This window comes from Occultella gossypii (assembly GCF_019947135.1).
Classification (GTDB): domain Bacteria; phylum Actinomycetota; class Actinomycetes; order Actinomycetales; family Beutenbergiaceae; genus Occultella; species Occultella gossypii.
The window spans coordinates 171,472-183,957 of record NZ_JAGSHT010000013.1 but is presented as its reverse complement, the minus strand read 5'-3'; the positions used below and the strand labels follow the sequence as shown (position 1 = coordinate 183,957).

At 70.2% G+C, this 12,486-nt stretch carries 12 protein-coding genes; 5 read left to right on the top strand and 7 right to left on the bottom strand.

The genetic code is table 11. From position 1 onward, the window contains the following. Positions 1-47 precede the first annotated feature (47 nt). Positions 48-689, top strand: coding sequence for a TetR family transcriptional regulator (locus KCQ71_RS14265; RefSeq protein WP_223407004.1), 642 nt, complete (start codon positions 48-50; stop codon positions 687-689). 6 nt (positions 690-695) lie between these two features. Here the strand turns inward: KCQ71_RS14265 and KCQ71_RS14260 are convergent, their stop codons facing one another. The 7 genes from KCQ71_RS14260 to KCQ71_RS14230 form a co-directional block, all read right to left on the bottom strand. Then, entirely contained in the window at positions 696-1,631 is a 936-nt protein-coding gene (locus KCQ71_RS14260; protein ID WP_223407002.1) for a carbohydrate ABC transporter permease, read from the bottom strand. Further along, a complete protein-coding gene (locus tag KCQ71_RS14255; protein ID WP_223407000.1) occupies positions 1,631-2,716 on the bottom strand; it encodes an ABC transporter permease in 1,086 nt (361 codons plus the stop codon). The genes KCQ71_RS14260 and KCQ71_RS14255 overlap by 1 nt, the downstream gene beginning before the upstream one ends. A gap of 4 nt (positions 2,717-2,720) precedes the next feature. After that, positions 2,721-4,412 carry an extracellular solute-binding protein gene (locus KCQ71_RS14250; RefSeq protein WP_223406998.1) on the bottom strand — a complete coding sequence of 564 codons (1,692 nt, stop codon included), beginning with the start codon at positions 4,410-4,412 and terminating at the stop codon, positions 2,721-2,723. A 115-nt stretch (positions 4,413-4,527) separates the two neighbouring features. Then, positions 4,528-5,877, bottom strand: coding sequence for a hypothetical protein (locus KCQ71_RS14245; protein ID WP_223406996.1), 1,350 nt, complete (start codon positions 5,875-5,877; stop codon positions 4,528-4,530). Further along, a complete protein-coding gene (locus KCQ71_RS14240) occupies positions 5,874-6,512 on the bottom strand; it encodes a SigE family RNA polymerase sigma factor (protein ID WP_223406994.1) in 639 nt (212 codons plus the stop codon). Before KCQ71_RS14240 ends, KCQ71_RS14245 begins: the two co-directional genes overlap by 4 nt. A gap of 171 nt (positions 6,513-6,683) precedes the next feature. Then, positions 6,684-7,916 (bottom strand): PT domain-containing protein, encoded by a 1,233-nt coding sequence (locus KCQ71_RS14235; RefSeq protein ID WP_223406992.1) that lies wholly within the window; start codon positions 7,914-7,916, stop codon positions 6,684-6,686. Then, entirely contained in the window at positions 7,913-8,437 is a 525-nt protein-coding gene (locus KCQ71_RS14230; RefSeq protein ID WP_223406990.1) for a sigma-70 family RNA polymerase sigma factor, read from the bottom strand. The genes KCQ71_RS14235 and KCQ71_RS14230 overlap by 4 nt, the downstream gene beginning before the upstream one ends. 282 nt (positions 8,438-8,719) lie before the next feature. On the opposite strand from KCQ71_RS14230, the gene KCQ71_RS14225 reads away from it, so the two are divergent. The 4 genes from KCQ71_RS14225 (at position 8,720) to KCQ71_RS14210 (ending at position 12,425) form a co-directional block, all read left to right on the top strand. Further along, positions 8,720-10,678 carry a ribonucleoside triphosphate reductase gene (locus KCQ71_RS14225; RefSeq protein ID WP_223406988.1) on the top strand — a complete coding sequence of 653 codons (1,959 nt, stop codon included), beginning with the start codon at positions 8,720-8,722 and terminating at the stop codon, positions 10,676-10,678. Then, the gene (locus KCQ71_RS14220) at positions 10,675-11,457 is read left to right on the top strand and encodes an anaerobic ribonucleoside-triphosphate reductase activating protein (RefSeq protein WP_223406986.1); all 783 of its coding nucleotides are present in this window, start codon (positions 10,675-10,677) and stop codon (positions 11,455-11,457) included. The genes KCQ71_RS14225 and KCQ71_RS14220 overlap by 4 nt, the downstream gene beginning before the upstream one ends. Before the next feature lie 66 nt (positions 11,458-11,523). Further along, a complete protein-coding gene (locus KCQ71_RS14215; protein ID WP_223406983.1) occupies positions 11,524-11,955 on the top strand; it encodes a hypothetical protein in 432 nt (143 codons plus the stop codon). Between the two features lie 2 nt (positions 11,956-11,957). After that, the gene (locus tag KCQ71_RS14210; RefSeq protein WP_223406981.1) at positions 11,958-12,425 is read left to right on the top strand and encodes a helix-turn-helix transcriptional regulator; all 468 of its coding nucleotides are present in this window, start codon (positions 11,958-11,960) and stop codon (positions 12,423-12,425) included. Positions 12,426-12,486 lie beyond the last annotated feature (61 nt).

Here is a 12,486-nt window from a genome sequence, read left to right as displayed (position 1 = left end):
TTTCGAGTGGGCCGGACGGGCCGGAGAAGTCGTCTACAGTCGCCGACATGGGAATCGATCCGGACGTGGCGGCGTCCGCCCGTGCGGACGGGGTGCAGAAGCAGCGCACCAGGCGCCGCCGGCAGGAGATCCTCGAGGTGGCCTCGCAGACGTTCGCCACCCGGGGCTTCTACAACGCGTCCCTGGCCGAGATCGCCGACGAGGTCGGCATCTCCGCGGCCGGGATCCTGCACCACTTCAAGAGCAAGGACCAGCTGCTCACCGAGCTCCTGCACCACCGGGACATGGCGGACATCGAGGAGGCCGGGCACGGCCACGGCCTGCGCGGCCTGGAGTTCCTGCACCACCTCGTCGACACCGCCGCCCGGAACGCCACCCGGCCCGGCATCACGCAGCTGTACACGGTGCTGTCCGCGGAGTCGGTGACCACCGACCACCCGGCGCAGGAGTGGTTCCGGGCGCGCTACGACGGGCTGCGCGCCATGGTCACCGAGGCGCTCGCCGACGCCCGGGACATCGGCGAGCTCCGCGACGACGCGGACATCGCCGAGACGGCCACGGCGATCATCGCGGTGATGGACGGGTTGCAGATCCAATGGTTGCTCGCTCCCGGGACGGTGGACATGGAGGCAGTGACCAGGCGGACGATCGATGCGTTGATCGCCGCGCTGGCCCCGGACGAGGACTGACGCCGGTCAGCCCTTGATGGCGCCCGTGAGCACGCCCTTCGTGAAGTACCGCTGCGCGAACGGGTAGAGCAGCAGGATCGGGATCGTGGCCACCACGATGACCGCCATCTGCAGCGTCTGCCCCGGGGGCGGCGGCTGGTCCGGTGCCTGGATCGAGGTCAGCGCCGAGCCCTGCACCACGTACTGGTTCAGGACCACTTGGATCGGCCACTTCGTGGTGTCGTTGAGGTAGATCATCGCGTTGAAGAACGCATTCCAGTACCCGACGGCGTAGAACAGCGCGATCACCGCGAGCACCGCCTTGGACAGCGGCAGCACGATCTGGGTGAAGATGCGCAGGTCGCTCGCGCCGTCGAGGCGGGCCGACTCGAGCAGTTCGGAGGGTAGGCCCATGAAGAAGTTCCGGACCACCACCATGTTGAACGCCGAGATCAGGCCCGGGATGATCAGCGACCAGTACGAGTCCAGCATCCCCAGGGAGCGGACCAGCAGGTAGTTCGGGATGATCCCGGCCCCGAACAGCATGGTGCACAGCACCAGCACGAGTACGAACTTCGCGCCGGGCACGTCCCGGGTGCGCATCAGTCCATAGGCGAGGGTGGTCGTGAAGATCATCGACAGGGTGGTGCCGACGGCGGTGATCCCGATCGAGACCAGCATCGCCCGGGTGACCACGTCCCCGCCGAGGATGGAGCGGTAGGCGTCGAGGGAGAACGACGTCGGGAACAGGCCGCCGGACGCGGCGGCCTCGCGGGAGGCGAAACTCATCGCGATCACGTACACGAACGGGTACAGCATCACGAGGACGATGAACGCGATCGTGACGACCTTGGCCGCCTGGATGGGCTTGGACGGGACTCCCATCCAGACGGGGCGGCTCGGGTACCGGCGCCGGTCCTGAGGTCCCCTCGTGGGCGTAGCGGTGGGGAGCAGGGCCGCCATCAGAACAGTCCTTCCGTGCCGAGTCGCTTGGCGAACTTGTTGGCGGCGATGACCAGGATGGTGCCGATCACGCCCTTGAACAGACCGGCGGCCGTGGACAGGCCCCAGTCGCCGCCCGCGATGCCGCGGTAGTAGACGAACGTGTCCAGGACCTCCGCGGCCGCGGACCCGACGGCGGGCTGCTGCAGCAGCAGCTGCTCGAAGCCGACGGTGAGCACGTTCCCGATCGTCAGGATGAGCAGCAGCGTGATCACCGGCACCAGTCCGGGCAGGGTGACGTGCCAGGTGCGCCGCATCGACCCGGCGCCGTCGACGGCGGCCGCCTCGTACAGCTCGTTCGGGATCGAGGTGATGGCGGCGAAGAAGATGATCGTGCCCCAGCCGATGTCCTTCCAGATCACCTGGGAGACCACCAGCGCCTTGAACGTGTCCGGGTCGGACATGATGTTCACGCCGTCGATGCCGATGGCGGAGAACAGCTCCGCCACCGGGCCGGCCCCGCCGAGGACCTGCTGCCAGATCGCGATCACGATCACCCAGGAGATGAAGTGCGGCAGGTACACGATCGACTGCACCACCCGCTTGATCCGCTCCGAGATGAGCGAGTTCAGCAGCAGCGCGAGCAGGATCGGGGCCGGGAAGGCGAACACGATCTGCAGGAACGAGATCACCAGGGTGTTCGTCAGCGCCCGCATGAACTGGGGGTCGTTGAACATCGCGGCGAAGTTCTCCAGCCCCACCCACTCCGAGCCGCCGATGCCCCAGTACGGGGAGTAGTCCTGGAACGCGACCACGTTCCCGGCGAGCGGCAGGTAGGCGAAGATCAGGAAGAACAGCAGACCGGGCACGATGAACAGGTAGGTGGCCCGCTCGCGTTTCATCCGCGTCCAGGTGGTGGCCCGCCCTCGCGCGTCCCGGCCACGAGCGCGGCCGGGGCCGCCCCCGCGCGGGCCGCCAGGGTTGCCGTCGCGCCCGCCCGTCGACCCCGCAGGGCGCGCGTCCTTCCCGCCGAGCACGCCGGCCCCCGCGGTCTCCACCACGCCACCGGGCCGGTCCGAGGCCGACGTGCGTGCGTTGACTGCCACCGGCTCAGGCCTCGTCGAGCGCGGCCTGGTAGGCGTCCCGGACGGCGTCGCCACCGGCGGACCGCCACGCCTCGCGGTACTCCTCGATCGCGCTCAGGTCCATCCGGCCGGAGACGATCCCGCCGCGGTAGTCGGTGTCCACCTCGGACATCCGGGACCCGTTCTCCACGGCCGGCTCGTTGTAGATCCCGACCACGGGGCTCGGCACGGTCGCCGCGATCAGCACCTCGACGCTCTCGCGGAAGTTGTCCACGAACTCCAGCGCGTTCGCCGGGATGTTGAACGACGGCGACTTGAAGGCGCCCAGCCACTGCAGGGCCGCCCGGTCCGCGTTCGCGGCTTCGTCGCCGAGGTCGACGATCTCGTTGTCCGCGCCGAACTCGAAGTTGTAGCCCTCCAGACCGGTGTGGATGAAGAGGGCCTCGGAACTACCGTCCGGGGCGCGCCAGTAGTTGATGACGTTGAGCAGCTCGGCGAGACGCTCCGGGTCCTCGGCCGCCTTCGCGGAGATCGCGACCATGCCCCAGTAGCCGTCGTTGCGCTGGATCAGCAGGTCGCCGCCGTCGAACGCGGGCGGGACGAACAGGCCGGGCGCCGCGCCGGGGGTGATGTCGACGGTGTCCCGGAAGATCCCGGCCCCGAAGAACCCGTTGAAGGAGTCCACCGTGAGCGCCACCTGGCCGTTCGTGAACAGTTCGGCGGCCTGGTTGCCCTGGGTCGCCAGGGCCAGGGCATCCGGGTGGTAGACGCCGGCGTTCCACATGCTGTTGTGGAACGCGAGGACGTCGGCGTAGGCGTCGGTCTCGATGATGTTCACGACCTTGCCGGCGTCGTCGACCTGCCAGGTGGTGCCGGCCCGGAACATCCACTCCACGTAGGACTGGGCCTTGCCGTCGAACGCGGCGATGCCCCAGTGCTGCTTGCCGTTGACGGACCCGAGCGCGGCGATGTCGCTCATCATCTGCAGGTAGCCGTCCGCGTCGGCCGGGATCGCGTCGTGTCCCGCGGCGGCCATCAGGTCGTACCGGATCGCGGGGAAGTTCGTCAGGTACGGGTCCTCGTTCGGGATGCCGAAGATGTGCCCGTTCTTGGCCGACGCCGTCCACGCGTTGGAGGCGACGTTCGCCAGGTTCGGCCACTGCAGGATGCCGTCCCCGGCGAGCACCTCGGACAGGTCCGCGAACACGCCGTCGCCGATGGCCTGCGCGGCCACGGCGTTCGTGTCCTGCACGAAGGACAGGTCCGGGATCTCCCCGGAGGCGATGGTGGTTGCCATCTTCTCGTTGTAGGTGTCGAACGCCACCAGGGTCGGCTTGAACTCCCCGCCGAGTCGCTCGTTCAGGCTCACCCAGTACTCGTTGGCGGGCGCGTCCTGCGGCGGGGCGCCCCAGAGCACCTGGAACGTGGTGACTGCACCGCCGGAGAGCGGCACCTCGGTCACGGAGTCGGTGTACTCGGAGATCGGCTGGGTGTAGATCGCGGGCATGCCCTCCACCTCGCTGACCAGGCCGCCGGGGATCTCGGGGGGCGCCACGTAGGTGGGCAGTTCCAGCTCGACGGCGTCACGCGGGTCGGAGCGGTTGCCGCCGCCACCGCCGGACGAGCACGAGGCGAGGGCGACACCGGCGGTCGTGACGCCGGCCACGGTGAGGAAACCGCGGCGGGTGAGGGGGACGTGGATCGGGGCCTGCGACATTGGGGTTCTCCTTGGACGTGGCGACTCTGCCGACGTCCGAGAACGCTAGTCCCGATCTTCGATTTTGTCTAACGCCCGTTAAGTAACAGGGTCTGACCTGCGCAAATGTCCTGTTCTAAGGTGTCTCCTGCATCCCCGCGGTGACCGTCAGCGCACCTCCATCGATCGTGACGTCCAGGGGTGCGCTGAGCAGCAGCCAGGATGCGGTGTGCTCGAACCCGGCGCCGTCGGCGATCAGGGACATGCCCACGAAGAGGCGGTAGTCGCCGTCCGCGATCGGCCCCTCGGGATCGCCCGCGCAGGCGGCGGTGAGCGGGTGCCAGGCCGCGCCTGAGAGCGTCAGTTGTCCGTCGGCAGCGACCTCGAAGGGCAGCTCGCCGTCGGCCGTCCAGTGCTCCACCACTACGCCGTCGAGGTCCGTGATGACGGTGGTGACCTCGGACAGCGTGCCGTCCAGGCTGACGTCAGCAAGCGAGCCGAGAGTCAGGTCCAGCGTGATGCCGCTGGAACTTCCGGGGCCCGCGTCGGCGTCGGTGCTGGGCAGGTGCGGACCGGTATCGGTGCCGACGGTGAGCCACATCGGGTTCTCCGGGGCCGCCGGGATCATTGCGCCGCAGACCGGCGTGAAGGCCACCGTGGCGCCTTCCTCCGGTTCCGACGTCGTGCCGCCATCGTCCTCGGGGTCCGGCGTCGGGCCGCCACCGTCCCCGTCGGGCACCGTCGCCACGCCGCCCGAGATCAGCAGCGGCGGACCACCCGCGAGCCAAGCCGCTACCGGCGCGTCTGTGCCGTCTGTCCCGTCGCTGGTCCCGTCCGGCGAGGTCCCGACCGCGTCACTCAGGGCGTCCGTGGTGGCCAGGTGGTAGGTGCCGTCCGGCACCGGTGCGCCGCGGGCCACGCCGCTGCCGCCGCACGAGACCAGCGACACCCGCGCGAGCACCGATGCGGAGCCGCCGACGGGCAGCTCGGCCGCATCGGCGGACGTCGCCCCGGGGCCCGGTACACCGACTCCCACCACCAGACCGGTGTCCGGGTCGAGCAGCAGCACGTCGGTACCCGCGGCGGGCGTCGTGAAGTCGGTGTCGTCGATGTTGGTGAGGTGGGTGATCACATCGATCCGCGGTGCGTCGGACGTCGCGACCGTCGGGCTGCTCGCCGCCAGCCAGGCGTCGGCCTCGATCATGGCCTGCGGCAACTCGACGGCGTCCGGAGCGCTCAGACCGCAGGCCGCGAAGGCCTCCGACGTGGGGCCGAGCACCCAGGTGGGCCGGCTGTTCTGCCAGGTGAGCACGCCCGCGGCGACGAGTCCGGCCACGCACAGCGTGCCGACTGCCCCGGAGCCGGCCCGGTTCAGGGTGCGACGGCGGCGGACCCGACGGCGGATGGTGCCCAGGTGCGCAGCCATCGGCTCCGGCTCGGGCACCACCTCGCTGGCCGAGTCCCCGAGCAGCTCGCTGAGGTTCATGACGTCGCCTCCCCGGCGGTGGTGGGCAGCGGCTCGGCCCGATGGCGCCCGGCCGCCTCGGCCTCGGCCAGTCGGTCGAGCGGGTTCGACGCGGACGCGGACTCGGCTCGCGGTCCGGATTCGGCGGCGGCCGGCCGGCCCGTCCCGCGTGGCCTGCCCAGCTGCTCAGCAAGCGCGGCGTTGGCGTCGCTCAGGTACCGCTTCACCGTGCCCTGGGCGATCCCGAGCTCGTCGGCGATCTGCGGGACGCTCAGATCCACGTAGTAGCGCAGCACCACGCACGCGCGCTCGCGCGGGCTCAGGGTGCGCAGCGCGGCGATGACGTCCACGCGGGCCGACACGACGCCGTCGGGCTCCGACGCGACGCCCTCGGGCACCACGAACAGGTGCCGCACCTTGGCCCAGCGCCGGTGTCGCCGGTAGGAGTCCAGGTAGAGGCTGAGGATAGCCCGGCGCACGTACGCCTCGACGTCCTCGATCTCACGCGGGCGGCGCGTTCCCGCGAACACCTTGACGAGCGCGTCCTGGACGAGGTCCTCGGCGCCGCGCCGCTCACCGACCAGGAGCGAGGCGTACCGCAGCAGAGCCGTGCCGCGCTCGCGGACCAGTTCGGTCAGGGCATCCTCGCCGTTCATCACCCACCTCGTCACCTTGGGCGCCTCTACTCATGATGACGCACCGCACCCCCGAATCGTTGGGTAACCCCGGGCACGGTTGGGTAACCCCGGGCACGCCGGTGCGCACGACCTCGCCCACACCTGGTGGGTGTGAGCGAGCTCGTGCGCGTGCCGGGGAGGCGGCCGGCGTCAGTTGGTGATGTCGATGGCGCCGGCCGGGGCGATGGCCAGGATGTTGCGGGTGCCGTCGCTCCAGTACAGGTCCAGATCCATGAGCATCACGTACACCTCGTACTGGCCCGGGTCCAGCGGCTCCAGCGGGACCGACGGGGACCAGCCCGGTGCGCAGAAGTCCCCGAGCGAGTGTCCGGCGTTGAAGGCCTGCGTCTCGTCCGGTCCGAGGGCGAGATCGCGGGTGTCGTCACTGCCGAGATACTCGGGGGAGACGACCACGCCGTCCCGGACGACGACCGTCCAGGTGTAGACCCCGTGCGCGACCGACTCCGAGCTGACATTGCGGGCCGTGGGCTCCAGGGAGATGGAGTTGTCGCCGGAGGTCGGGTCGGAGACGAACGGTCCGTCCGGCCATTCGACGGTCAGCTCCAGGCCGGTGTTCATGGTCGGCGGCGCCCAGGCGTCGCCACACATCGGCTCGAACACCGGGGCCGGCTCGAGGGCGTCGACCGGGTCGGGCGGCTCCTCGGTCTCCGGATCGGTCGTGTTGTCAGTGGGTTCGTTCGAGGGCTCGTTCGAGGGTTCGTCCGTGGGCTCCTCGGTGGCCGGCTCCGTGGCGCCGACCGCGCCGTCCGTGATCGAGAACGTGACCGCGTCCGTGGCCCACCGTCCGGAATCCACGACGGAGCCGACCTGGTACAGCTCGTAGTCGCCGTCCGCGAGGGACTCGCCCTCGCACGCCGAGAACTCGAACGTGGCCGACCAGTCGGCCGCGTTGCCGGCCGGCACGGTGATCGATTCGGCCGACTCGCCGTCCAGGTGGTACCCGCGGATCGCGCCGGTCACCGGGTCCACCGCGTAGGAGGAGATCGAGTTGACCGGCACGTCGAAGTCACCGTCGTCTGGGTTCTCCAAGAGGGTCGTGACCACCGCCGCCGGTCCCTGCCCGTCGGGCGCGATCGTCGAGGACGCCACCGCGGACGAGACACCGTCCGGCAGGAGGTCGTCGATCGTCAGCGTGCACACCTCGACCGGCTGGGCCGGCGGCAGTGGGTCCCGGTCCAGGTCGCTCACCTGCCACACGATCACGCCGATCGCGGCCACGGTGGCGACGCTCGCCATCGTGGCGCCGGCGGCGCGAGCCCGACGGCGGCGCCTGACCCCGGCGATGAGCTCACCGGTGCGGGAGGTCAGCGGGTTGGGCGCGCTCGCGCGCGCCTCGTTGCGGAGCATGTCTTCGAGGTTCATCGCCGTTCTCCTTCCAGGGACTCATCGAGTTCGGCCACCAGGTGCAGACCCGCGTCATGCAGGTGCCGTTTCACGGTGCCGGGGCTCACGCCGAGCTCGTCGGCGATCTGCGGCACGGTCAGGTCCGCGTAGTAGCGCAGCACCATGCAGGCGCGCTGCTTGGGTCCGAGGACGGCCAGAGCACGGTCCACGTCGAGGCGGTCCGGGCTGTGTTTCTCGGGGCCGGACGTGGATTCCGAACCGGGCAGTAAGTGCCGCACGGCCGCCCAGCGCCGTCGGCGTCGGTACCCATCCAGGTAGAGCGTCAGCACGGTGCGGCGTACGTAGGCCTCCGCGTGTTCGACGGCCACGCCGTCGTCGCCGCGGGGTGGCCTACGCATCACCGCGAACACCTTGGTGAGAGCCTCCTGGACGAGGTCCTCACCCTCCGCGCGATCCCCACAGAGCAGGGTCGCGTACCGCACCAACGCACCCCCTCGTTGGCGCACCAGGTCCGACAGGACCGGTTCCCAGTGGCTCATGATGTCCCCTCATTGCAACGTGACCGGCACGCGCGTCCGGCGCGAGTCCCGGTGCGGCCGGCGTCGGGCCGGCCTTCATAGAGGTAGACGACCGGGCGTCCCGAACCGTTGAGTCGGCCCACCCCGATTGTGGTGCCGCCAGGGACCAACGTCCTGGTATTTTCGCACTCCACGTCAGCAAACCACAACATGTAGTAATTGACGGCGTGTTGCACCACAACATCTAGCCTTGCGCAGTCCTACGGTCGAGATGTCGAATCCATCCTGACCAAGGAGCCCACCGTGAGCACCCAGACCCTCCCACCTGCCCGCCCGACCCGCGCGACGCCGTCGGCCGCGCCCGCGACCCGCGCGACGCCGTCGGCCGCGCCCGCGACCAGCGCGACGCCGTCGGGCACTTCCCCTGCGCGCGCCCTCGTCGACCCGATCGCGACGGTGGACGACTACCTGGACCGCAGCGACTGGCGCGTGAACGCGAACGCGAACCAGGGCTTCTCGCTCGGCGGCCTGATGCTGAACACCTCCGGCAAGGTCATCGCGAACTACTGGCTGGACAGCGTCTACCCGGACGCCGTCGGCCGCGCCCACCGGGAGGCGGACCTGCACATCCACGACCTCGACATGCTCTCCGGCTACTGCGCCGGCTGGTCGCTGCGCGCGCTCCTGCACGAGGGCTTCAACGGGGTGCCCGGCGCGATCGCAGCACGGCCGCCGCGGCACCTCTCCGCCGCAGTCGGGCAGATCGTGAACTTCCTCGGCACCCTGCAGAACGAGTGGGCCGGCGCGCAGGCGTTCAGCTCCTTCGACACCTACCTGGCCCCGTTCGTGCGCGTGGACGCGATGACGTACGAGCAGGTCCACCAGTGCCTGCAGGAGATGATCCACAACCTGAACGCGTCCTCGCGGTGGGGCACCCAGACCCCGTTCACGAACCTCACGTTCGACTGGACCTGCCCCGACGACCTCCGCGAGCAGATCCCGATGATCGGCGGGCAGCAGTGCGACTTCAGCTACGGCGACCTGCAGGCCGAGATGGACCTGATCAACCGGGCCTACATCGACGTGATGACCGCCGGTGACGCCGGCGGGCGGGTCTTCACGTTCCCGATCCCCACCTACAACATCACCAAGGACTTCGACTGGGACTCCCCGAACGCGCAAGCGCTGTTCGCGATGACCGCGAAGTACGGGCTGCCGTACTTCCAGAACTTCATCAACTCCGACCTGGACCCCGGCATGATCCGCTCGATGTGCTGCCGGCTCCAGCTCGACCTGCGTGAGCTCCTGGCGCGGGGTAACGGGTTGTTCGGGTCGGCGGAGCTGACCGGGTCGATCGGCGTGGTCACGGTCAACTGCGCCCGACTCGGGTACCTGCACGCGGGCGACGAGGCGGGGCTCGTGGCGGCGCTGGACCGGCTGCTGGACCTGGGCAAGGAGTCCCTGGAGCTCAAGCGGACCGCCGTCGCAGGTTGGCTCGAGGCGGGCCTGTACCCGTACACGCGGCGGTACCTGCCCTCGCTCGACAACCACTTCTCGACGCTCGGTGTGAACGGGATGAACGAGATGGTCCGCAACTTCACCGCGGATGCCTACGACCTCACCGACCAGCGCGGCCACGCGCTGGTGGCCCGGGTCCTGGACCACGTGCGCGAGCGCCTGATCGGCTATCAGGAGGAGAGCGGCCACCTGTACAACCTCGAGGCCACCCCGGCCGAGGGCACCACGTACCGGTTCGCGAAGGAGGACCGCCGTCGCTTCCCCGGCATCCTGCAGGCCGGCACCGACGCCAACCCGTACTACACGAACTCCTCCCAGCTGCCCGTGGGCTTCACCGACGACCCGTTCGAGGCCCTCATCCGCCAGGACGACCTCCAGCGCAAGTACACCGGCGGCACCGTGCTGCACCTGTACATGAGCGAGCGGCTCTCCGACGCCGAGGCCTGCCAGCGGCTGGTGCGCCGGTCGCTCGAGTGGTTCTCACTGCCCTACCTGACCATCACCCCGACGTTCTCGATCTGCCCGGCGCACGGCTACCTGGCGGGGGAGCAGCCGACCTGCCCGCGCTGCGCCGCCGCCGACCCGGACGGCCCGCCCGTCGTCTGCGAGGTCTGGACCCGCGTGATGGGCTACCACCGGCCGGTCAGCTCGTTCAACATCGGCAAGAAGGGCGAGCACGCCGAGCGCCGTCACTTCACGGAGACGGCGGCCGGGCTCCGAGCGCCCGTGTTGGAGACGGTGTGACGGCGACGGCGCCTGCTCGCGCGGGTGGGTCGGCGGTTGCTGGGGCGATGGGCGGCCCGACGGCGCCTGCTCGCCCGGGTGGGTCGGCGGCGGACCTGCAGGTGGCCGGGCTGACCCGGATGTCCGGGTGCGACTGGCCCGGCCGTCTCGTCGCGACCGTGTTCCTGCAGGGCTGCCCGTGGAACTGCGAGTACTGCCACAACCCGGACCTGATCCCGACCCGCACCCCGGGTGTGGTCGCCTGGGCGGACGTGCTCGGCTTCCTGGCGACGCGCGTCGGCCTGCTCGACGGCGTCGTGTTCTCCGGTGGCGAGCCCACCCGCCAGCTCACGCTCGGCCGTGCGATCGAGGAGGTGGGCGACCTCGGCCTCGGCGTCGGCCTGCACACCGCGGGCGCCTACCCGAGCAGGCTGGCCGCCGTCGCCGAGTCCGTCGAGTGGATCGGACTCGACATCAAGGCCGAGCCCGACGGCTACGCGGACGTCATCCGCACCGGCGGCGGAGCCGCGGCCTGGCGCAGCCTGGACCTGGCCCTGGCCTCCCCGGCCGACGTGGAGGTGCGCACCACGATCCACCCGGGCTCCGCCGTCGACGTCCTCGCCCTGGCCCGGCGGCTGCACGCCGCAGGCGTGCGCCACTACGCGCTGCAGCGCGCCCGGGCCGAGGGGGCACGGGACGGCTTCACGGCCGACGGCGTCGGCTGGGCCGAGCGGTTCGACCGCCTCGCCACGGCGGTCGCCGAGGTCGGATTCGAGCGGTTCGAGGTCAGAGCGGGCTGAACCACCATGCACCCTTGTTCTACCTGCGGTAGTATTCCAATGGTCTACTACCGAAGGGTTCGCGCCATGAATGTTCGCCCGGTCGGGGCAACGCCGGTATCCAACGGCACTCTTGCCCGGTACCTCGCCGGCCTCGCGGTCGGACTGCTCGTCGTCCACGGCTGGACCGCCCTCGTGGCCGAGCACCACATCAGCGTCGTCAGCGCGCTGCTGCTCGCGGCCGTCGCCGCCTACGTCGTGGTCTTCCTGGCGCGCAACCGGGCCGGGATCAACCAGCGCGCCTACGGGCTGTATTTCGTCCACGTGGCGACCTACCTGCTCATCAACGGGAGCTTCTGGCTGTACGCCGGGCTGCTGGAGCTGACCGGCAATGGTGCGGCGCTCAACCACGGGTGGGCCGGGCCGCTCTATGCGATGAGCATCTGCTGGGGGATCGGGCTGCTCGTGCACACGCTCGGCGCCCTGTTCGCCCGCGGCTACGAGAGCGTGGAGGTCTGACGGTGGCCGGCACCGGCCCGGGTCCGGGCCCGGCGGAACTCACGGACTACGAGTCGCACGTCCTCGCGTCCTGGACCGACACCCACAAGAAGAGTGCGCTGATGCTGCTCATCCTGCTGGCACTGGTCGAAGGGCCGGGCTGGTCAGCGCAGGTGCGGGACTTCATCTCCGGTGCGACCGGCGGGCGGCTCGCCGTGGACGAGCAGAGCCTGCACCGCGCACTGCGGCGGGTCGAGGGCCTCAACCTCATCACTCACGCCGCGCAGCCCGCGCCCGGCACCGGCGCCAAACGCAAGGTGTACGAGCTGACGGCGTCGGGCGGCCGGGTGCTGAGCGCCTACCTCGACGGTCCGCTCGGCTATCTTTCCTCGCCCGACTACCTGGGCGCGGTGGCCGTTCTCCGTTCGACAGCGACCGCACCGTCGGTTCCGGAGCGCGGAGTGGCTCAAGGCGTCTCCCCCGTTGGCTAGACTCTCGCTCAGCCCAAGGCGACACGGATGCCTGGGACGTGTGTGTAGTTCGTCGAGGAGG

Coding starts and splice junctions, on each gene's coding strand:
- KCQ71_RS14215 (WP_223406983.1), top strand. CDS start 11,524: ATGAATGTTCGCCCGGTCGGGGCAACGCCGGTATCCAACGGCACTCTT.
- KCQ71_RS14240 (WP_223406994.1), bottom strand. CDS start 6,512: ATGAACGGCGAGGATGCCCTGACCGAACTGGTCCGCGAGCGCGGCACG.
- KCQ71_RS14235 (WP_223406992.1), bottom strand. CDS start 7,916: ATGAACCTCGAAGACATGCTCCGCAACGAGGCGCGCGCGAGCGCGCCC.
- KCQ71_RS14260 (WP_223407002.1), bottom strand. CDS start 1,631: ATGGCGGCCCTGCTCCCCACCGCTACGCCCACGAGGGGACCTCAGGAC.
- KCQ71_RS14230 (WP_223406990.1), bottom strand. CDS start 8,437: ATGAGCCACTGGGAACCGGTCCTGTCGGACCTGGTGCGCCAACGAGGG.
- KCQ71_RS14250 (WP_223406998.1), bottom strand. CDS start 4,412: ATGTCGCAGGCCCCGATCCACGTCCCCCTCACCCGCCGCGGTTTCCTC.
- KCQ71_RS14265 (WP_223407004.1), top strand. CDS start 48: ATGGGAATCGATCCGGACGTGGCGGCGTCCGCCCGTGCGGACGGGGTG.
- KCQ71_RS14245 (WP_223406996.1), bottom strand. CDS start 5,877: ATGAACCTCAGCGAGCTGCTCGGGGACTCGGCCAGCGAGGTGGTGCCC.